We start from the raw sequence: 20,156 nt of genomic DNA, 5'->3' as shown, positions 1-20,156 counted from the left end.
TTTTTCTCATTGTCAGTCCTTTACCCTATGGAGCATAATTTGAAAGAATTTTTTGACAACGCATTGAAGGAGGTTTCGCTTGATTGCACGGTGTTCGGGTTTCATGAGGGCGAGCTGAAAGTGCTACTGCTGCGCTGGAAAGGCACCGATGAATGGAGCCTGCCGGGTGGGCATATATTGCTGGACGAGTCGGCCGACGATGCTGCGAGCCGCATTCTCACGCAGCGCACTGGCCTGTGCGATGTTTTCCTGCAACAGTTTTACACATTCGGCAATGTAAACCGCTATGCGTACCACCCTGAAAAAGAGCTACTTGAAAAGCTGGAAGTGACATTTGGCAAGGGCTTTTTCGATGGCATCATCTTCCGCCGCGTCGTCTCGATCGGCTATTTCGCCCTCGTGGAATTCGACCAGGTGCAACCCACACCCGACTGGTTCACCGACGAATGCCGCTGGTGGTCGCTCGCCGACGTCCCCCGGCTCCTCTTCGACCACAACGAAATGATCGAACGCGCATTAAAAGCCCTCCGCCAGCGCGCCCGCAACCAGCCCGTCGGCTACAACCTGCTGCCCGAAAAGTTCACCATGCCCGAACTCCAACGCCTATACGAAACCATCCTCGACCGCCAGTTCGACCGGAGGAACTTTCAGAAATTGCTCATGAGTTACGATATCCTCGAACGGCTCGATGAAAAGCGCGTCGGCGCCGCCAACAAATCCCCGTTTTTGTACCGGTTTGTGAAAGAGAAATATGACAGAGCGGTAGCGGAAGGGGTTTCGTTTGCGATGTAGTTTTTTAAAGGAGAAAAGGGAGGAAAGGGAGGAAGGAGGAAGGGGTGTTGTTGTTTTAGAATTACAAATTATTTGTTGTTGCGTGCCTACGGCACTTTTTCAGGATAGGGAATTTTCTTATCAGCTACCAATATTACATCCCTAGCGGGATTTAATGCCAAACAACAACGCGAGTCACCTGTTCCGATTTAATGAACCAAGTGAGTCCCGCTAGGGACGCAACATTGGTAGAAAATAAGCCATAATGTTAATTAAAGTGCCGTAGGCACGTAACAACATAGCAAAATCTCTATTCCCTTACTTCCATCCTCCCCACCTCCAACTTTTGAAAGAAAAACACCAATTCCCGAAATGACAGGAAGATTTCGGTTATGGGCGGGTTGTGGCCTGCCTCTTTCCGGAATGCCATGTGGTCGCTGTAAATTGCCCAAAGGTCATCGACCCATTCTGAGGCGCTGCTTTGGCTTAACAAATCTTTGACGCCCCGACCGTAAGCGAGGCAAGGTGCATCATCAAATGATGCGTTGTTCGTTGATGTTTTCATACTATGAATTTTGGAAAAAGGTTAAAAAAAGCCCTGTCTTAGGTGTCCAAACGTTCATAGAAACGTTTAGGGGCTTTCGCCTACCCTCACCATAACAGGGCAAAATTTTGAAATTTTCGTAATCTATGATTTTTTGGAATGCGCATATTCGAAAGACATTAAAAGAAATGCAATACCTCGCGTCACATGAGTTTCCAACCGTATCGTATTAATTATCAAACATAACTTTCCTCCCTAAATCCCGCCCGATCCCGATCATCCCTACCCACATCACTCCAACTTAATCCATCCTCCCTTTCCTCCATCCTCCCCTTCCTCTCTCCCCAAAATCAGTAACATCCCCGCCTTCCAACCTTTTACCCGTACTTTCTCAACCAAAATCCTAAACCACCGATGACCCAATTCCCGAACCGCCGCGAATTTCTTAGAACTGCCGGGCTTACTACGCTTGGACTCGCCGTTTTACCAAACCTGATCACGCGCGCTGCGCCGAGCGACCGCGTGCGTATAGCGCATATCGGCCTGGGCGGGATGGGGAATAATCATATGAAATGGTTTGCGAATTTGCCTGATGCTGAGATTGTTGCGCTTTGCGATGTGGATGAACTGCATTTAGGTGAGACGAAGCAACGGCTGGAAGAGATGAAGCCGGGCATTAAAGTCGATACGTACGGCGATTTCCGGCGCATTCTCGAACGGAAGGATATCGATGCCATTACCATCGCGACGCCCGATCACTGGCATGCGCAGATTGCGACGCTGGCGTTTCAGGCGGGGAAAGATGTGTATGGTGAAAAACCGCTTTCCTATTGTTTGAAAGAGGGGAAAATGATGCTTAAAAATCTGGAAAAATATGACCGGGTGTTTCAAATGGGCAACCAGATCCATGCGGGCGATAATTTTCACCGGGTCGTGGAGCTGATCCAGTCGGGGGCTATCGGGAAGGTGCATACGGTGCGGCTTTGGAAGAAGCCGAGTACCAAGGAGCTCGGTTCGCCGACGGTGCAGGCCGTGCCCAAAACGCTGAATTGGGACATGTGGCTCGGCCCCGCGCCGTTTACCGAATACATTCCCGAAAAGTGCCATTTCACTTACCGCTATTTCCTCGACTATTCGGGCGGCGAGTTTGCCGATTTCTGGTGCCACATTGCCGATGTGATGTACTCGGCGATCCACCCGACGGGTTTGAAGAAGATCAACGCACGCGGTACCGCATACGAAGGCATTGCCGACGCGCCCAAAACGCTCGACGTGGACTATGAATTTGATGGTTTGAAAGTATACTGGTCGTCGAACCCGCCCAATGTACCCGGCGCCGCCGACCGCGGAATCGGTGCTTTCTTCGAAGGCGACAAAGGCACGCTGATTTGCGATTACAACACCCGCGAGTTGACGATCAATGGCGAAAAAATGACGGATATTTCCACCGTTCCGATCACCAATCCCCGCTCGCCAGGCCATCAGCAGAATTTCATCGACTGCGTCAAATCGCGCAAGCAGCCGGAATCCAACCTCGTCTACGCACGCGAAATGACGATCCCAATGCATTTGGGACTGATTTCTTACCGATTAAAGCGGGAACTGACCTGGAATGCGAAGAAGGAGAAGTTCAGCGGCGACAAGGAAGCGAACCGGTTTTTAAGTAGAAAACCAAGGAAAGAATGGGACCTCACATAATGTAACCATTGATAGCTATTTTTGTATATTGGCAATAACTAAACAGCCATTGCCATGAAACGTTCTTTACTAACCTCTCTCATTTTCAGCACATTGCTATTCGGCTGCAAAGAATCGTCGTCGCCGGTTAACGACATGCCGGCGATCCAAAGCATTTCTTTCGAAGCGCTGCCTGATGAGAACATTACTTTCGACGCACGTAACTCGGAGATCACCGTGAGGATGCCGGCAGTGCTGGAAGGTGGCCTGAAACCGGTGATGAAACTGACGGAAGGTGCGGAGGTTGTGGGGCTGCTGGCTGATGGGAGCATCGATATTTCCGCATTTTGCAGGTTAACCAAGCCTACCGAGCCCGTTTACCTGCGCATTGGCAACCGGACAAAAACTGCTACCTACCGAATGAACATTGTTACTACCGGCGACCTTGCGCCGCAGGACATTTATGAAGAAACGACATTCTCACGAAAATCAGAAGCTTTAAAATTGAATTTACCCGTTCGCAATCAATTCAATCTCCCTCATTTAGACCGCATTACCTTCGAGCGCGAGGACGGTACCGACAGCGCGGTGATCTACGCCGATGGCGCTCCGCTCGCGGGATGCGCGTCGGAACCGAACAGGCTTTCGATTCAACTCTATGCACCGATCCAGAGCCTGCTCAAACCTGGTAAGTACAAAATTCAGGTAGGAAACCTTAAATTTCCGCAGCGATTGATCGTCGTCGACTAGTCGCATTCCCACCACTCAGCCATTCCCTCATTACATTCAACCTTCGGATAAATAGCCAGGTCAGCAATTATACAAGTTGTATAATTATTCGTATCTTCATTTGCTGGAACATGAATGTAAATGTTTTGTGTGTTTCGAGCGGCGAAAGCGTAGCCGCGCGCATTACCAAGCCAGGAAAGCTGGTATTACCATCCCTCAATGATGGCTGGCGCTTTAATTTTCATAAACACGCCCGCAAAAAGGGTTGCGAAACTTATGTATTGGTTTGTGATGATAGTCCGGATATAATTGAAGGCTGTCTGGTTTTTCAGATGAAAAATAGCACTGAACCGTATATGGCTTTTGTCGAAGTTGCCCCTCATAACAAAGGAAAGCAAAAGGCCCTCGACAACGTGGCGGGATGTTTAATCGCATTTGCATGCCAGCTTAGTTTCGTGTATGGGAAAGACCACTTCCGCGGCTGGCTGGCTTTCGATGTAAAAGAGCATCGAAAGGAGGACGAAGTGAAATTGATGGCGGTTTACTGCATTAAGTATGGCGCATTGCCCTGGGGGGATACCACGATGTTCATTCCGCCTGAAAAAGGGAAAGACCTGATAGCTAAATTTTTAACTCCTGTATTATGAAAGATGAAAATGAAATTCTTCCCGAACATCTCTGGAATGAGAAGAGATTCGAAGGGCTTCGGGAATTTGTAATTGCGGAGTCGGGAAAACAATCGCCGGAGCAGCAATTGGAATACCAGATGCTCGGGCTCCGATTTAAGATTGAACACTATATTCACGACCTTCTCATCGATGAAGGAGATGGGGCGACCGATTATCACACAATCCATGACTTTGTAAAAATGTATTTGAAACTCCTCGGTGTCACTCAAAAACAACTCGCCGAGCTGTTCGAAATGAAGGACAGCAACCTGCATAAATACCTGACCGGAGAGCGTAGATTGAGTACGGATATGGCGTTCAAGCTGGCTTCTTTTACGAAAACTACGCCGGAGCATTGGCTTCGGTTGGAGGTCAGGAATGAATTGAAAAAACTGGGCGTGGCGAAGGCAGCGGAATTTGAAAAGTACGGCCATCAGAACCTGGCAACGGCGCAGGAATAGATCACGACGCGTTGATTAAATGCATCAGCAGGAATTTAATGCTTTTTGCAGGGGTTGTTGAAGTTGAGTTGTCATGCTAAAAAACAAGCTGCGCGACGAACTATACTTCATCCAACAAATGCAGAAATTCATCCTATTATTCGTTATCGCTATCATTTCAATGCCGGCAATAGCGCAAACTAAGTGGAAACTCATCGCCGATAAAGAGCAGATCCGTATCTACTCCTCGGCTGTTCCCGACTCGAAAATCAAGGCCATTAAAGTGGATTGCGTCGTGGATGCTTCGCTGGCGCAGATGGTATCCCTGCTGCTGGATGTTGAGGCAGGGACGCAGTGGGTTTACAAAACCAAATCCTGCACGCTCATCAAGAAGGTCTCTCCTACCGATTTGTATTATCATTCCGAAATAAGCCTGCCCTGGCCGCTGGATAACCGCGACTTTGTGGCACACCTCATCACACGGCAGGATCCGGTGACGAAAGCCGTGACTATCGACGGGCCGGTGGTGGCCGGAATGGTTCCGGTGAAGAAAAACGTAGTCCGGGTTAGCGATTCGAAGGGCCGGTGGGTGCTGACGCCGGTGGCAGGCAAAGTACGGATCGAATATACCCTCCATACCGATCCGGGAGGTTATGTACCTGCCTGGGCAGTGAATGCATTTGCCGCCGAGGGGCCTATGGAGACATTTAAAAGCATGAAACAGCAGCTCAAATTGCCAAAATATAGAAATGCCTCCCTTACATTTATAGCCAATTAGAAGGTTATACAATGTAAAAGAAAAATAGAATGAAAATCAGAAGCTACGAGCTGTTCCAGGTACCTCCCAGATGGTTGTTTTTGAAAATTGAAACCGATGAAGGCATCGTCGGATGGGGCGAGCCGGTCATAGAGGGCAAGGCTGCAACCGTGGCTGCCGCGGTGCACGAATTGATGGAAGCATTGATCGGCAAGGACCCGCTCGACATCGAAGGCCACTGGAACGCCATGTACCGGGGCGGCTTTTACCGTGGCGGCCCGATCCTCATGAGCGCCATCGCGGGTATCGACCAGGCGTTGTGGGATATCAAAGGGAAATTTTTCAATGCTCCTGTTTACCAACTACTCGGCGGCAAATGCCGCGATAAGATCAAGGTATATTCCTGGATAGGCGGAGACCGGCCCGATGAAGTAGCCGGTGCTGCGAAAGAATGTTTCGACCGCGGTTTCAAGGCCATTAAAATGAATGCGACCAATGAAATGCAGTACATCGATTCATTTGAAAAAATCGATCTGGCGATCAAAAGGGTGGCATCGATCCGGGAAGCGCTTGGGTACGGCCTGGAAATCGGGGTAGATTTTCACGGACGCCTGCATAAGCCCATGGCGAAAGTGCTGGCAAAAGAATTGGAGCCATTCCGGCCGATGTTCATTGAAGAACCGGTATTGTCCGAAAACAATGAGGCATTACGGGAAATTGCCGCGCATACATCCATCCCCATCGCGACGGGCGAGCGGATGTTTAGCCGCTGGGATTTCAAAAAACTGCTTATGGACGGTTATGCCGACATTATCCAGCCCGACCTCTCCCACGCCGGCGGCATTACCGAGTGCAAAAAGATATTGTCGATGGCAGAAGCATTCGACGTGGCGGCCGCTCCGCATTGCCCCCTCGGGCCTATCGCGCTCGCAGCGTGCTTACAGGTGGATGCGACCTGCCACAATGCATTTATCCAGGAGCAAAGTCTGGGCATCCACTACAACCAGGGCAGCGATCTAATGGACTACCTCACCGACCGAACGGTATTCGACTATCACGATGGCTTTGTAAACATCCCCTCCGGCCCCGGCCTCGGCATCGAAATCAACGAAGAACAAGTCCGGAAAATGGCCGCCATCGGTCATAACTGGAAGAACCCGTTGTGGACGCATGAAGATGGCAGTGCGGCGGAGTGGTAAAAGAAAGGGAGGAAGAAGGAAAGGGAGGATGGAGGAAAGGGAAATGTTTTTTTTCCCCTTCCTCCCCTTCCTCCCCTTCCTCCCCTTCCTCCCCTTCCTCCCTTTCCTCCTTCCTCCCCTACATTAATGCTCGCCGAATAGCCCGCTCGACAGGGCTTTCGCCATTAACAGACAAATCGTCCCGCAACAACAACGGCGGTTGGGCCATGAATTTGGGCTCGGTACCGTGGTGCGGTTGCGCAGCATGCGCGAGGAACGGGTGGCAGAGGTACACGGTGCCCGCTTTGCCCGTTGCGAATGCAATTTCACGTTCGGGCATGCTGCCGAGCTTGCCGGCGAGCTCCATAAATGCCAGTCCGGCTTCTCCTTCCGGCTGCAATGCCCGGGCGACGTCCACGTGCGAGCCTATACGTATACGCGTGGGCGCGTCGTGCTCGCTCACGTCCGAGTAGAGGAAAAGCATCAGCAACCCGCGGCCTTTTGAATGGATATTCACCCGCCACTCCCAGTAATCGGCCGGATCGGCGCCGGGGAAGCTGGCGTCGACGTGCCAGCCCGCATCGCCAGGGTCTTCCTCCGACGGGAAACGCACAGGAAATGTGCCCATACTACGGCAGGGCAGCCATTTACCGACACCCACCAACTGATCGAATGCAGCATGCAGCACCGGCGTGTTGGCCGATGCGACGAAAGGCTCCTGCGGGTACATCCCGAGGCGGACTACCGGTTTGGTCCAGGTGGTTGGGTCTTTTTTGTCAAGACCGAGATCGTTCCATAGAATGTCCCGCGCCTGCGATGCGATTTCGGCTGAAAAAGCATTGTCGATACGGACAAAGCCTTGCGTAATAAACTGATCTATTTGCTGAGAACTCAGTCTTCCTTCCATGAGATTCCGATAAGTAATTGATTGAAAAATTGAGATACTAAAATCCTGATCCCTGAAAAACAGGGATGATGTGCAACGGCTGCACGGGAAGGAGTGTCAGAGTGTTGGTGCGAATCTCATGGTTACAAATTTAAGCAATTGGTTTCTTTTGGCCCAACAACAGGCTGAATTCAAATCGAATTGCGCCATATTCAGTTTTGGCTGGTTAGCTGTCGGAGGCGGGTACTTATTTGCGGCTGAACCAGACCATTTTATGTCATGAAAAAATTTGTCCTTTTTAGCCTTCTGATCTTCCTGCCTGCCATTGCCCGTGGACAGTATAGTAACAATAATCTGCTTGTTCTTAAGGAGATTTACGATGGCGTCGTATGCGATTCCTGCATTGTTACCATGGCGGGCAGCATCACAGCGCTGCCCGATAAGATTTCTTTTCTGACGCCTAATCGCGACAACCAGTTCCTCTACACGGATGCCACGCTTACCCGGGAACTTTCGACCGTCGATCCCTCGAAGTTCTTTGTATCAATGGGCAACTTTTCGCTGGATTTCTATCCTTTTGGTAAAGTGCTGGCCCGCAAAGGCGATTCAATCCCCCAGATTGATTTCAAAGATTTACAATTCCGGACTTTTGTAAATGGCAGGCTAAAAAACGATTGGACTACCGTTCTATCACTTAAAAATGATCCGGATTTTTACATTGGACATGTGGATATGAACATGCTCCGCCACCAGCCCGAAAACGTGGAAACGACGCCCGCCGAGCATTACCATGCCGGAAAATTCGAGCTTCGGCTGAATGATTCACTCAGTGTGGAATTCAGGAACAAGAATACGTTGGCGAGGCTGTACCATTTTTCGATCACCCGCGTACGCAGTGTTCCCGATTATTTCAATTTCGTCGATTTCCCCTCTGACAAAAGCTTTGAAGAAATCCTTAACAACGAAATCAATAAAGCTTACACGGCCCAGGGACCGCAGACAAACCATTTCGAAATAAACGCCGGTCATTCCGCAATTCTGCGGTTTTCGAATCATGAGCAATACCAATTCTTCGGTCGAACCCCGAGAAATAGCGGGATTGAGTACGCGATCGGTAAACCTGAAAACTGGCAAAGGCTCGGAGGAGAAAACAACAAAAAATTCACGAGCGGATACTCCTATATTTACCTCGAAAAACCAAAAGCGGGCTCGACTGCCAGGATATTCTTGCGGTACAAGCACCAACCCGAAAGCGTCCACGAGGTAAACATCGATGTCAAGCCAATGCACGCGGACTGGATCGATGTCGCATCGGCAATCATGGGGATAATTGTGCTCGCGCTTCTGGTTATTTTAATTCAAAAACAACGCCATAAAAGGCAACTCATTAAAGTAAACATTAAAAAAAATGAAATAGAAAACCAGCTGCAGCTGCTCACTGGCCAGTTAAATCCGCATTTTCTTTTCAATTCGCTTAATGCGGTTCAATCACTGATCCGGCAAAACGATCCAGAAGGGGCCAATCAATACATTACCGAAGTGGCGACTTTTATGCGCACAATTATGGATAATGGGCGCAAGGAGTTGGTTTCGCTTGCCGAGGAAATCGGGATCGAAGAAAAATATATTGCGCTGGAACAAAAAAGAAAAGCATTTACGTACACCTTCCGAAATGAGTGCGGGAATGACATCGCCTCGATCGATTTCCCGCCACTTCTTTTACAACCGGTTATTGAAAATTGCATCCGTCACGGCCTCGCTGAAAACGTGCGTAACCCGACGCTTACCATTACTATTCGGTGCGATGCCACCGACCTGATTGTGGTCATTGCCGATAATGGTATTGGGTTCGATACTTCGGTAAAAATGCCTGGACATGGTCTCTCTTTGACCGCCAAAAGAATTGTATTATTCAACGAGAAGTTGCCGACCATGCAGATTGTTCTCCAAACCAAATCCGGCCAGGGCTCCGGCACTGCTACCGAAATCCGACTATTAAAATGGCTCTCCTGACCCCAATCCGCTGCTTTATACTCGATGACGAAATCCAGGCCGTGCATAATTTGCGCCTCGCATTGGAAATGCATTGCCCGCAGGTAGCAGTGGCGGGTTATGCGCATAACGTAAGCGAGGCGTACGACTTTTTGACCAAACAACAAACGGATATCCTGTTCCTGGATATCCGTTTGCAAAATGGAACGGGCTTCGACCTGCTTAAACAGCTCGGGCATTACCAGGGCAGCATTATTTTCACGACGGCTTACGACCTGTACGGCATCCAGGCCATTAAATTTTCGGCCACCGATTACCTGCTCAAACCGCTAGATCATCTCGAACTCACGGAGGCCGTCAGAAAAGCAACGGATAAAAAGAAGGAACGCGATCAGAGTGCGCAGATAGCAATGCTGATCCAGTCGTTTGAAAACCTGCCCTCCCAGCGGCAAAAGAAAATTGCCCTGGCGGAGGCAAACGAAATTCATTACATACAGATAGACGATATTATTTTTTGCAAATCGGATAATAGTTACACGACTTTCTATTTAGCAGGAAATAAAAAAGTAACAGTCAGCAAACCTATTTCAGAATACGAAAATATCCTTGAACCTTATGGATTTATACGTACGCATCAATCCTATTTGATTAATAAAAACCGGATCGTATCTTTCAGAAAAGAAGACGGTGGATATCTTCTAATGGAAGGTAATTATCAGGCCATCATCAGTAAACAGCGAAAACATCTTCTAAAAGAACTATTCGCCTAACTATTCATACTATCAAGACTATCAGCCATGAAAAAACAATTTTACATTCTGCATTTTCTACTATTGATCACGTCCTGTTGCATCGCACAAAAACAGATTACCAATTTCGATAACAGCGCTAACAAACAGGCACTTAATCCGGTCTACCAATCACAGATTGGCAACCGGATGATCTTTTCTTCGTTTTCCCCGGCAAATGGAAATGAACTTTGGGTTTCGGACGGAACGAAGGCCAATACAAAACTTCTAAAAGACATTGTTCCGGGTTATCAAAACTCTTATTCCTATGATTTCAGCAAAGCCGGGGACTTTTTATATTTCGTTGCTAATGGATCTGAAGTATGGAAAACCGACGGGTCTCCGTCAGGCACACAAAAACTGCTGCGTTCGGATAGTACAATAAACCTGGATATCGTATCGGGAAAGCTGCTTCTGACTTTCCGCAATGTTAATACACAGCGGTATTCATTCGCGTGGCTGAGCACCGATGGGCAAACTGATTTTTTAAATGATGACGCCACCGCTTTCAGGTATTCGGGCGGAAACCTTTACTATGGCCTGCATGATTCGACGGCCAAGAAATGGACCCTGAAAGTGGTCGACGGTGAAACGCATACGCTTGCCAGTAGCCAAGGCTTGCCGCTGAACGAAATTATCGTAGAAGAGCAAAACGGTTACGAGTACATAGCTATCGACATTAACCATGAGGAAAGAAAATTGGTAGTTGCCGATACCAATCGGGCAGCAACACCCAAAACGTTCGATTGGAGCCGCGGTCCGGCGCCCCTTCTGCTGAGAGACAAGGCAGGATCGCTTTTTCTGATCAACGACGGAGGCTTTTTCAATAACAATGTGACGCTGAAAATTTTTAAGGTTATCGAAGGGCACAATTGGGAAACCGTCGCCGATGTGGTAACCAGTATGCTGTATGCCGGCACACCCACAGGGTCGTCGGAAGGCCCGTTCCACACCAGTTTCGTCATCGAAGGCGACCAACTTTCCTTCACCAGCCTTTTTGGGTATGAAAGCATTTACGCGGCATACCTGGGTGTTTTTGATTTCAAAAAAAATACAAAACGCATTTCCCCAAGCCTTCCCAGAGAAGTTACGGCACGCGGGGTAAAAGTCATTCCGCAATCACGGGACCTGTTCGAGATTCGTTCCGGCTACGCCAAATGCACTTACAACATAGCCGAGAACAAACCTGTTTCTATTGAGCAGCTTCCGTTTCGGGTCCAGAAAGTCAAGGTCGCCAATAAGGAATTCGAGCTTTCCGATAATGTATACACTTCCGACAACACACTCCGTCTGCCGTTGATCACCCGCCGCCCAATTTATAAGGAGAAATATCTTGCTCACAGAACAGTTTTGAACAACAAATTGCTTTTCTGGACCAACGATGAGGAGCACAGTACCGGAAAACTATGGATGAGTGATGGCAAAACGACATCCGAATTACTGTCTTTTGACGGCGGGGTCGTTTCATGGAGAATGGCACAGGATTCGGGCAGGGTTGGAAATCAGATCGTTTTTTCCTCTGCCACTCCAAACGCCGTCAGAATCTTTAAAACAGATGGGACCAGGGCGGGGACGCGTGAAATCTATACTTACGTTAACGACGCCGCAGCCTTTGTAGTCAAAACGGTCACGAACAACCGCATGGCCGCCTTTGAACTGAACGAATCAGGAAAAAGAATGCACCTTATCACCGATCTCGATAGTGTTTGGAAAATCGATGGTTCCCAATTTCCGTTTCATGAACTTCACGCGACATCCAACCATATCTTCCTGACCCACTCGTCGACCAAAAACGGGATGGCTTATGAAATGGTCTACAAATTCGAGAATGGAAAGCTGAATCCGATTGAGCTGAATAAAAACGGGGATGATGCAATGAATCATCAGTTTTACGACAACCGGATCTTTTACATGCTGCGCAACGACGGCCGGCTGAGTGATGTTTGCTACACCGACGCCGGTTCCGACAAAGTCAACCGGCTTTTCACCGGACCGATGACTTATCTGGTCCTCAGAGGCGAGTATCTGATCGCCGGCACGATGAGCGGTCCGGACGTGAAAATTTATAAAGCCAGTACTGCCCAATTGCTCGGCGAGTTCACCGATATACACCAGATCGACGCCGTGGCAGGAAATGCGGTAGGCCTTTGGGGTACCAGGCAGGCGGTGATCGTGCACAACGACCGCGTTATCACTCAGAAATTTACCGAGGAGGTTGAATCGATGAACGCTGTTCCTCAGGGCATTTTGATCAAAGTTAGAAGCAATGCCGGGGCATCTTATTATATATATGACCTGAAACGGGAAAAAATTACAGCGCTTTTTAAAGATCAGTCCGTTGGGTTCTCGATGGCAGGTACAGGCGACCAATTATTTTTCGAGTACGACGGAAGTAATCGGCATACCATTCTTGTCGATATTGCCAAAGAAAAGCACCTCGACTTTCCTGCCGGGGTTTCAGTAACCAGGTCTTTACTGGGGGACCTTGCGATAGCAATCGACCAAGCCTATATCAATCCTCCGAGCGTATATTCGGTGGAAGGCAATGAACCGGTTAAAAAGTATGAACTACCCGGCTGGTATGACTTCGGCAATGGGGTTAGTCCAATTTACACGGCGTTCAATACGGCAGCGACCGGATTCGAACTTGCCCGGTTCGACCGCGACTCACTGTATCACTTTCCCGAAATCGTAAAGGGTAGCGAGGGAGTGCTGTCGCTGGAAGCCTTTCATTTCAGGGGAAGCGTGTACGCCGTAGCCTTCGCCTACTCGAAAGGCCTGCAAGTTTGGAAAATGGACGAGTTGAACCTTATCCCCGATAAGGATGACGAGCTCGTGGTTACCCAGCCGGAAATGCCTGGCCGAGGCAGTTACCTACCCGATGAGGCGCTGCTCAACGCCTACCCCAACCCGGTCGTGAACGAATTGAATATCGATTTAAAAGAGGGAGGAATTATCAGGATCCTCGACCCGAAAGGCTATGAACAACTCAAAACAGTTGTCGGAAAAACCAAAAGGCTCGATGTAAAGAGTTTGCCGGCCGGCCAGTACATTATCATATATTCCGGTGCGAGCGGGCAAGTGGTCAAGAAGATTGTAAAACTTTAAATCGATCTTGCCCGCGGCTTATCTTTGCCTTTTTCGTCCGATGCATTCCATTGTAAAACTAACCGCTATCGCGCTCGCATTGCTCTCGACCGATCCGGTCCGTAACTGATGGCTACACGGCCACCATACCACTTTTACAAGCGCTTTACATTCTTTTACGATCAAACCGCTGCCGAAATGTGGCGTGGTGGTAAACACGAAAGGAGGCATTTACCCAGGTATTTGCCTCCTTTCCGAACTTTTGATGAAACAGATGCTATTTCGTCGATTCCGTCAATTTCACTTTCACGGAAGTGTAGTACAGGGTAGTAGTAGCCTCAAAGCCGGAATCGGTACCGAAAATCAGCCATAGGTTACCGCTTGCATCGGTTTTTCCTTTAAACTCACCCGTTTTGGTAAGCAGTTTATACCCCACTTTGTCGGTTCCGTTACCGATGTCGCCAATCACCTTCATGTCCTTGCCATCGTTTTTTTGCTGGATCTTGTCGATGTTCATGCGATAATGTTCCAGGTTATCGACTGTCGTTTTCGGCTCTACGGGCACCGCACCGATTCCCACACTCACCGCATTAGGCGCACCGCCTACGCCGGCCCAGCCTTCTGAAGGCGCGTCAGAAGCAAATTCAAGCGTAAATGATGCATTGTATTCCTGGTTCGGTTTCAGGCCTGTCATTTTCTTTTTGAAATACATGAACAGGTCGTCGCTGTGGTTGTTACCGGAAATACGGAATCCCTTTTTCTGCGCATCAAGGGGTGCCGGCAAATTGGCAATACCTTCTTCGAGCTTCCAGTCCGATTCCATTTTTACGGGATAGTCGGAAAAACCGGCAGTCCATCCTTGCTTGTCAATGTTAAACTGGTCGTTGAGCTCCATTTTCGGAGGCAGTACCACGTCGCTGTCATCGTCGTTGCAGGAAAGGAACAGGAACGGCAGTCCGAGCACTAAAACTAACTTTTTCATGAGCTGTTATTTGGTTTTAAAATCAGCTAAGTGACGCAAAACCGCCTTGATTTGGTTGGAACGCCCTGATAAAAGTTATTTCAGCCAGGCGTTTCCAACCTGAAAATGAACCATCTACCACAGGTTATTTTTTATGTAGCCTGTCAAAAAAAACCTGATTACAAACCAACATCCTGGGAAGCCCTACCGTTTTTCTCCACCGATCGTTCGTCCCCCGCTATTGTTCCCATCCATATCTCTGCCAGGGCCAGAAAATTTAACACCGATAACCTGTGTGCTATTTTTCTGGGAAAGCAAAGGCCGGAACCTCGAGATTTGGAACGCCGGATGAAAGTGGTTAGATTTTAAATAAATAGCTGGCAAAGGAGTTACTCCGACAAAACGACCTCACTATCATATACGTAATACAAAAGACGAGTGGAAAATTCGATTACCATCAGGCAAATGCAACTTTCGGACGTGCCGTTTGGCATGCAGCTTGTGCTGCAGGCTGGCTGGAACCAGCTGGAAGCCGACTGGCACCGCGCATTGGCGATGCAGACCGATGGCTGCTTCCTGGCAGAGGCCGAACGGCCCCTGGGAACTGTCACGACCTGCTTATTCGGCAAGGTCGCGTGGATAGCCATGGTGCTCGTGGACGTTTCGGCGCGGAACCAGGGCATCGGCAAAAAGCTGATGGAGCACGCGATCGGCCATTTGGAGGCTCAGGGTATTGAAACGATCCGCCTGGACGCCACCGTTTTCGGAAAAGGGCTTTATGAAAAACTGGGATTTAAGGAAGAGTACGAAGTGGTAAGGATGAAAGGTGTGGCCAAAACACTCGCACGGATCGATGAAGAGGCTGTACCGTGGACAAAAGAAACGCCCGCCGCCCCTATTCTTGACCTCGACCTGCGCGCTACCGCAAAGCGCCGAGAGGCATTTCTGCATTCGCTGGTCAGTTCCAATCCCTGCTATTATTCCATGCTCGAAGATGGCGTCGCGTACGCATGCTCACGCAAGGGGCGCAATGCGGTACAACTCGGCCCGATCATTGCTTCAACCGTCGAGGCGGGCCGGCAGATTAGCGACGTAATGCTGTATCACTTCAATGGAATGCCGGTTTTTGCGGATATTCCCGCCCCTAATAAGGCCGCATTGCGCTGGGCAAGTTCAAACGGACTGGAAGAACAGCGCCGGTTTATCAGAATGTACAGAGGCAAAAAATTAATGGATTCGCCGGAATCGATCTGGGCCAGTTCCGGCCCTGAAAAAGGATGACCAACCGTTGTTCCGAAGGGTCTCTTTGGCATCATCGATAGCTCAAACCGTCCGTTCGATCATTTTAACTAACCTTTCGCTCATCACAAAAAGTAACCGGGACTATTTATTTTAATCAAATCCCTGTTTATTTGCCTGCTACAAATTAGTTTGATCGACTGCCTGTCATGTTGCATATGCTTTCCGTTCCAGTACTATCCGAAATGTCATTAACATGATTTCCTTTCCGAGAATCGGCACGCGAACGATCCGAATGGCAATGATAATGCTAATGATCAGCCAGTTGTGTACTGCCCAAACTTTTTTTGCCGTGCTTGTGGCCGACACCAAAGATCCGTCGCTGGGAGCGAGTTGTGAAAAAGACCTTGAAGAAATGTCGGGCGCATTGCGGCACATTTCTAAAAAAATCGAATACAGTTACCAGGAAATCATTTGTAATCAGGACAAATTCGGAAAGGGAGGTATTCAGGAGGCTATTTCCAAAATACAAAGTAAACCGGAAGACCTTATTTTCTTTTATTATACCGGTCACGGCATCCATACGAACACACAGAAAAGCAATTTCCCGGTTCTTTATCTCAAAGATGAAAGCCTCGAACTGGAAACCATTCACCGGCTGCTGAAAGAAAAGAAGCCACGATTTTGTTTAACGCTCGGCGACTGCTGCAATAACATTCTGGCTGGCACGCGCAGCATGCGAACGGCGCGGCCCGTCGTGAGAGGAATAAGGGTGACCGAGGATACCAGGATCGCCCGCAAGCTATTCCTGGAAGCGAACGGCGACTTGCTGATCAGCAGCGCCAGGAAAGGCGAAAAGGCTACGGCGCATCCAAATGAGGGCAGTTTTTATAGTAATACCTGGATTCAGGCGCTCGCCTACGCGGAAGGCCACAACACGCATGTTTCCTGGGAAACGCTGTTGGCCGATGCGGAAAACCGTTTGCAGGCAAGTCTGAAAAGCTTGCCCGATTCATTGAAACATCATTCACAATGGGTTAGCAGCTTTCGGGATGCGGCGGCGCCCTGCGCGGAGGCCAGCTTTACGGAAATCAACAAGTTCCTGAACGTGCTTGCCGATGAAAAACTGAGCTTCGCCGACCGCAGCAGACTCAGTAAGCTTGGTCAAAAGGGCTTTTTCGGGCCTTCGGCCAAAGTAAATATTTACCTGGATGACCCTGAAACGCCCGTGGAGATGCAGCCGATAGACTACTTTCTCAAAAGGGTCGTCAATACCGCACCGCTCATCGATGAGTTCAACTTCGTCGAGCGGCTTTCATCGCTCGGAAACGGGTGTACCTACGATGTGGTAACACTGCAGGAAATCCGCAAAACGCGGTAAGCCATTTCACCCACCAGACATGACCAGATATTTCGCCTCCCTGTTTGTCCTCACCTTCTGCCTCGGCCCGTTGTTTGCGCAGCCCGTTATGGACAAAAAAAGATTAACGGAGTTTGAAAAGTTAACCGGGCAGCGCGTAAACGATCTGCAACATTACATTTCCCTGATCGCCGACAAAAGCAATTCGATAGAACAGCGTGAGCAGGCTGTGGAACTGGCCGTCAGCCTGTTCGAAAAAGATCATCTGGTGAATGGAAAGAGGCGGTCGCCACACGTGCAGGTATCGCGCAGGAACGGTGCCGTAGCGTCTGTCCCGGTGAAGATCTATTTCAAAAACCTGATGAATGTAAAGTTCGACAAGGTGGAAATCACCTCATATGATGCAGCAGTAGTTTCAGAATTCGAAAAGGGGGCCGACGGAGATTACCGCGCCACCGCCACTTACTACCAGCAATTTAAAGGTATGGACAACAAGGGAAACCTCATTTACGGTAGTCGCGACCGCAAGGATATCCGGGTAACCGCGCAAAGCGCAGCCGTATATGCGCAGGCAGGCAAGGAAGATCTGAAAATATTCTTCGGCGACATTACCGTCAGGGATACCGTCCCGATCCCGGGTTTTTGAACTTCGGCAAAGCATTACCCTAATCGAACCAACCCGAAATGAGGTTTACCGTCAAAATCGCTGCATTTGTTGGACTTATAGGTTTCGCTGTTCTTCGGACTCCCGAATCGCAGGCGCAAAGACGCGGTATGGGTTTGAAAATGGATGATTCGAAGTATCTGCGGCTTCCACGTAGATCGCCCGACATTTTGCTGAAAAGCCCGCTGCCCGAATCGTTCGATATCCGGGCGCTTCTGCCGGAAATCGGTGACCAGGGTATGGATGGTACTTGCGTAGGATGGTCGGCTGCGTACTATATGCGCACGGCCATGGAGGCGGCCAGGCTGGGCATCGCCAACCAACCTGTGAAGATTTCGGCTACGGCATTCTCGCCGGGCTGGCTGTACGGACAGCTCAAACAGGGGCAGGACAAAGGATGCGCGGAAGGTATTTTCCTGGAAGACGCGCTGGAAGTAATGAAAACGAAAGGATCCGCATTCCTGAGCTGTGCACCTGGCAACTGCGACAGCCCGTATGAGCAATGCGACGAAAGAGCTGCCAACTATAAGATCGGCGACTACGCAACCCTATTCAGCCCAAAAGATGGGGATAGCACACCCGAGCAACGTATAAATGCGATCAAATCAGCACTATTCGAGGGTAAAAATGCCGTGCTGATTGGAATGCTGGTACCTCCTTCGTTTATCGACGAGGCAACAGGCCACTGGAGGGCCGCGCCGGGCGAGACAACAGACAATGTCGTGGGCGGCCATTCGATGGCAGTGATAGGCTATGACGATCATATTAATGAAGGTTCGTTCCTGATTGCCAATAGTTGGGGGAAAACCTGGGGCAGCAATGGCTATACCTGGGCCCGGTACGCCGACCTTGCCCGCTTTACCAGAAATGCCTATCAGATTTATTCCGGGACGATCCCAAGACCACCGGCCGAAGCAGTAACACTCAAAGGCAATGTCGATTTCGTTCTTGGAAACGAGCCGATGGCCGTACGGTCGACCGTCGCTAAGGGTGACCAGGTAACGCCTACCCTACCTACCGGCAGTGCCGAAATGATTACTTACACGATGAGCAGACCCTACCCTTCCGGAACGCGGTTCAAAATGATCGTTAACAATACCCGACAATCGTATGTGTATATTCTCGGCTCCGACAAAGAGAACCGGGTGTCGGCCATTTTCCCCTATCACTCGGAGAACCTGGTGACAAGCGCCGTCGTACCGGCGAACAGCTCGGTCGTAATGCCTTCGCTGTATGCCTCTTTCACGCTCGACGAGGTTACAGGCGAAGATTATTTCGTCGTATTTATTTCTCAAAACGAATTGAACCTTGAAGAGCTGACCACCAAAGTGAAGAACGCAGCAGGTACGATCGTTCAGAAAGCGTATGCCGCACTGGGTGAAGAATTCATTTCATCGAAGGAAATCGATTACCAGGCGGGAAAGGTAGCCTATGAAGTCAAGGGCGGACGAAAAGGAAGCGTAGTACCAATTCTGGTGAAGATCGTTCACCAATAGCGTAAACTGCCATCCGCTGTCGTCCTCAATTGGATAATATTTTAAACCGATTTGCATTCAATTACTTATTTTTAAATCTGATTACCACTTTTAACCCCTTCGTATTGGACAAGTCTTTGTTTACTAGCGGTCAGAGCACAGGCAATAAGTTTTGTTACAGCAAAACAACTTCCCTATGGAAGGTAATAGTCGTGCCTGCTATGGTCGCATTAATGGTCGGTTTCTTTTCTATGACGGCCACAGCACAGGACAAAATCATCCGGAAGGACGGAAAGGAAATTCATGCAAAAGTACTGGGTACCGATGCCAAATACATCCGTTACAAGAGATTCAACAACCCAAACGGGCCGGATTACTTCATTTTCCGTTCCGAAGTCTCTAAAATAGAATATGAGAATTCCGGTGCCGGTCAAAAGGAAGAGCCCCTCAAACTTGCCAGGGAACAAGCTAATACGGAGCCGAACGCAGAACTGCACCTTTTGGAACGCAACACATTGAAATATAAAAAGCGGAGCAACACTCACCTGGTCCTGGGCACGGCGGCGATCGTCGCGGGAGCGGCCACGTTGATCAAGCTGGGTGGGGATTATAGTTCCTACAAGAGCGAAATCCGGAAAACCAACGACACCTATACAGCCTGGTATAAGGCTAACTATCAAAGCTCACCGCCCGCCGGCGACCTGCAAAAGAAGGAAGGCTTTCTTGCTTTCGCTTCACCGGGCATTTACTTTGGGGCTGCGGCCATTGCGGGAGGTTTCGCATTGGATTGGATCGGTCTTAAAAACTTACGGTTGGCGAGGAATGCACGCGCAGAACTCGCCCGCAGGAAAAAAGAATTGTCTTTCCAGCCATATTACGAACCGTCGCACAAAGCAACCGGTCTGACTATCGCGCTTTCGTTCTAGGCTTCTTTCATTAT

At 49.3% G+C, this 20,156-nt stretch carries 18 protein-coding genes; 15 read left to right on the top strand and 3 right to left on the bottom strand.

The annotated features are described in order from the left end of the window. Positions 1 to 27: 27 nt before the first annotated feature. Entirely contained in the window at positions 28 to 792 is a 765-nt protein-coding gene (locus tag AAHB90_RS10515; RefSeq protein ID WP_342084945.1) for an NUDIX hydrolase, read from the top strand. A gap of 289 nt (positions 793 to 1,081) precedes the next feature. Here the strand turns inward: AAHB90_RS10515 and AAHB90_RS10510 are convergent, their stop codons facing one another. Beyond that, the gene (locus tag AAHB90_RS10510; protein ID WP_342084944.1) at positions 1,082 to 1,336 is read right to left on the bottom strand and encodes a hypothetical protein; all 255 of its coding nucleotides are present in this window, start codon (positions 1,334 to 1,336) and stop codon (positions 1,082 to 1,084) included. 393 nt (positions 1,337 to 1,729) lie between these two features. On the opposite strand from AAHB90_RS10510, the gene AAHB90_RS10505 reads away from it, so the two are divergent. From AAHB90_RS10505 to dgoD, 6 genes are all read left to right on the top strand, one after another. Further along, positions 1,730 to 3,013 (top strand): Gfo/Idh/MocA family protein, encoded by a 1,284-nt coding sequence (locus AAHB90_RS10505; RefSeq protein WP_342084942.1) that lies wholly within the window; start codon positions 1,730 to 1,732, stop codon positions 3,011 to 3,013. Between the two features lie 54 nt (positions 3,014 to 3,067). Next, a complete protein-coding gene (locus AAHB90_RS10500) occupies positions 3,068 to 3,742 on the top strand; it encodes a hypothetical protein (protein ID WP_342084941.1) in 675 nt (224 codons plus the stop codon). Positions 3,743 to 3,852: 110 nt separating this feature from the next. Further along, complete coding sequence (locus tag AAHB90_RS10495) at positions 3,853 to 4,368, top strand: hypothetical protein (protein ID WP_342084939.1); 516 nt, start codon at positions 3,853 to 3,855, stop codon at positions 4,366 to 4,368. Then, on the top strand, positions 4,365 to 4,850 hold the full coding sequence (locus AAHB90_RS10490; RefSeq protein WP_342084938.1) for a helix-turn-helix transcriptional regulator: 486 nt from the start codon (positions 4,365 to 4,367) through the stop codon (positions 4,848 to 4,850). The genes AAHB90_RS10495 and AAHB90_RS10490 overlap by 4 nt, the downstream gene beginning before the upstream one ends. Before the next feature lie 73 nt (positions 4,851 to 4,923). After that, positions 4,924 to 5,607, top strand: a complete 684-nt coding sequence (locus AAHB90_RS10485) for an START domain-containing protein (protein ID WP_342084936.1) — start codon at positions 4,924 to 4,926, stop codon at positions 5,605 to 5,607. Between the two features lie 29 nt (positions 5,608 to 5,636). After that, positions 5,637 to 6,785, top strand: coding sequence for a galactonate dehydratase (gene dgoD / locus AAHB90_RS10480; RefSeq protein ID WP_342084934.1), 1,149 nt, complete (start codon positions 5,637 to 5,639; stop codon positions 6,783 to 6,785). A gap of 118 nt (positions 6,786 to 6,903) precedes the next feature. Here dgoD and AAHB90_RS10475 read toward each other — a convergent pair whose 3' ends face one another. Then, positions 6,904 to 7,671 carry a phytanoyl-CoA dioxygenase gene (locus AAHB90_RS10475; RefSeq protein WP_342084933.1) on the bottom strand — a complete coding sequence of 256 codons (768 nt, stop codon included), beginning with the start codon at positions 7,669 to 7,671 and terminating at the stop codon, positions 6,904 to 6,906. A 258-nt stretch (positions 7,672 to 7,929) separates the two neighbouring features. Between AAHB90_RS10475 and AAHB90_RS10470 the strand changes: the two genes are divergently transcribed. From AAHB90_RS10470 to AAHB90_RS10460, 3 genes are read left to right on the top strand one after another with little or no spacing between them, the layout of a single operon-like run. Further along, complete coding sequence (locus AAHB90_RS10470) at positions 7,930 to 9,663, top strand: sensor histidine kinase (RefSeq protein WP_342084932.1); 1,734 nt, start codon at positions 7,930 to 7,932, stop codon at positions 9,661 to 9,663. Beyond that, on the top strand, positions 9,651 to 10,412 hold the full coding sequence (locus tag AAHB90_RS10465) for a LytR/AlgR family response regulator transcription factor (RefSeq protein WP_342084931.1): 762 nt from the start codon (positions 9,651 to 9,653) through the stop codon (positions 10,410 to 10,412). Before AAHB90_RS10470 ends, AAHB90_RS10465 begins: the two co-directional genes overlap by 13 nt. 27 nt (positions 10,413 to 10,439) lie before the next feature. Next, complete coding sequence (locus tag AAHB90_RS10460) at positions 10,440 to 13,538, top strand: T9SS type A sorting domain-containing protein (protein ID WP_342084930.1); 3,099 nt, start codon at positions 10,440 to 10,442, stop codon at positions 13,536 to 13,538. Between the two features lie 256 nt (positions 13,539 to 13,794). On the opposite strand, the gene AAHB90_RS10455 is transcribed toward AAHB90_RS10460, so the two are convergent. After that, positions 13,795 to 14,499 (bottom strand): hypothetical protein, encoded by a 705-nt coding sequence (locus tag AAHB90_RS10455; RefSeq protein WP_342084929.1) that lies wholly within the window; start codon positions 14,497 to 14,499, stop codon positions 13,795 to 13,797. A gap of 417 nt (positions 14,500 to 14,916) precedes the next feature. On the opposite strand from AAHB90_RS10455, the gene AAHB90_RS10450 reads away from it, so the two are divergent. The 5 genes from AAHB90_RS10450 to AAHB90_RS10430 all read left to right on the top strand — a co-directional run bounded on the left by AAHB90_RS10450 (position 14,917) and on the right by AAHB90_RS10430 (position 20,142). Continuing rightward, the gene (locus AAHB90_RS10450) at positions 14,917 to 15,759 is read left to right on the top strand and encodes a GNAT family N-acetyltransferase (protein WP_342084928.1); all 843 of its coding nucleotides are present in this window, start codon (positions 14,917 to 14,919) and stop codon (positions 15,757 to 15,759) included. Positions 15,760 to 16,030: 271 nt separating this feature from the next. After that, positions 16,031 to 17,098: a caspase family protein gene (locus tag AAHB90_RS10445; RefSeq protein ID WP_342084927.1), complete on the top strand. Its 1,068-nt coding sequence runs from the start codon at positions 16,031 to 16,033 to the stop codon at positions 17,096 to 17,098. 19 nt (positions 17,099 to 17,117) lie between these two features. Further along, positions 17,118 to 17,723, top strand: coding sequence for a hypothetical protein (locus tag AAHB90_RS10440; RefSeq protein ID WP_342084926.1), 606 nt, complete (start codon positions 17,118 to 17,120; stop codon positions 17,721 to 17,723). 38 nt (positions 17,724 to 17,761) lie between these two features. Then, entirely contained in the window at positions 17,762 to 19,237 is a 1,476-nt protein-coding gene (locus tag AAHB90_RS10435; RefSeq protein ID WP_342084925.1) for a C1 family peptidase, read from the top strand. Positions 19,238 to 19,341: 104 nt separating this feature from the next. Further along, a complete protein-coding gene (locus AAHB90_RS10430) occupies positions 19,342 to 20,142 on the top strand; it encodes a hypothetical protein (RefSeq protein ID WP_342084924.1) in 801 nt (266 codons plus the stop codon). Positions 20,143 to 20,156 lie beyond the last annotated feature (14 nt).

The sequence above is a fragment of the Dyadobacter sp. OTU695 genome (assembly GCF_038440355.1).
Lineage (GTDB): Bacteria > Bacteroidota > Bacteroidia > Cytophagales > Spirosomataceae > Dyadobacter.
This window is presented reverse-complemented; position numbering and strand designations above follow the sequence as displayed.

Excerpts from the sequence above, each read along its gene's own strand:
- AAHB90_RS10515 (WP_342084945.1), top strand. The coding sequence starts at position 28 with ATGGAGCATAATTTGAAAGAATTTTTTGACAACGCATTGAAGGAGGTT.
- AAHB90_RS10510 (WP_342084944.1), bottom strand. The coding sequence starts at position 1,336 with ATGAAAACATCAACGAACAACGCATCATTTGATGATGCACCTTGCCTC.
- AAHB90_RS10505 (WP_342084942.1), top strand. The coding sequence starts at position 1,730 with ATGACCCAATTCCCGAACCGCCGCGAATTTCTTAGAACTGCCGGGCTT.
- AAHB90_RS10500 (WP_342084941.1), top strand. The coding sequence starts at position 3,068 with ATGAAACGTTCTTTACTAACCTCTCTCATTTTCAGCACATTGCTATTC.
- AAHB90_RS10495 (WP_342084939.1), top strand. The coding sequence starts at position 3,853 with ATGAATGTAAATGTTTTGTGTGTTTCGAGCGGCGAAAGCGTAGCCGCG.
- AAHB90_RS10490 (WP_342084938.1), top strand. The coding sequence starts at position 4,365 with ATGAAAGATGAAAATGAAATTCTTCCCGAACATCTCTGGAATGAGAAG.
- AAHB90_RS10485 (WP_342084936.1), top strand. The coding sequence starts at position 4,924 with ATGCTAAAAAACAAGCTGCGCGACGAACTATACTTCATCCAACAAATG.
- dgoD (WP_342084934.1), top strand. The coding sequence starts at position 5,637 with ATGAAAATCAGAAGCTACGAGCTGTTCCAGGTACCTCCCAGATGGTTG.
- AAHB90_RS10475 (WP_342084933.1), bottom strand. The coding sequence starts at position 7,671 with ATGGAAGGAAGACTGAGTTCTCAGCAAATAGATCAGTTTATTACGCAA.
- AAHB90_RS10470 (WP_342084932.1), top strand. The coding sequence starts at position 7,930 with ATGAAAAAATTTGTCCTTTTTAGCCTTCTGATCTTCCTGCCTGCCATT.
- AAHB90_RS10465 (WP_342084931.1), top strand. The coding sequence starts at position 9,651 with ATGGCTCTCCTGACCCCAATCCGCTGCTTTATACTCGATGACGAAATC.
- AAHB90_RS10460 (WP_342084930.1), top strand. The coding sequence starts at position 10,440 with ATGAAAAAACAATTTTACATTCTGCATTTTCTACTATTGATCACGTCC.
- AAHB90_RS10455 (WP_342084929.1), bottom strand. The coding sequence starts at position 14,499 with ATGAAAAAGTTAGTTTTAGTGCTCGGACTGCCGTTCCTGTTCCTTTCC.
- AAHB90_RS10445 (WP_342084927.1), top strand. The coding sequence starts at position 16,031 with ATGATCAGCCAGTTGTGTACTGCCCAAACTTTTTTTGCCGTGCTTGTG.
- AAHB90_RS10440 (WP_342084926.1), top strand. The coding sequence starts at position 17,118 with ATGACCAGATATTTCGCCTCCCTGTTTGTCCTCACCTTCTGCCTCGGC.
- AAHB90_RS10435 (WP_342084925.1), top strand. The coding sequence starts at position 17,762 with ATGAGGTTTACCGTCAAAATCGCTGCATTTGTTGGACTTATAGGTTTC.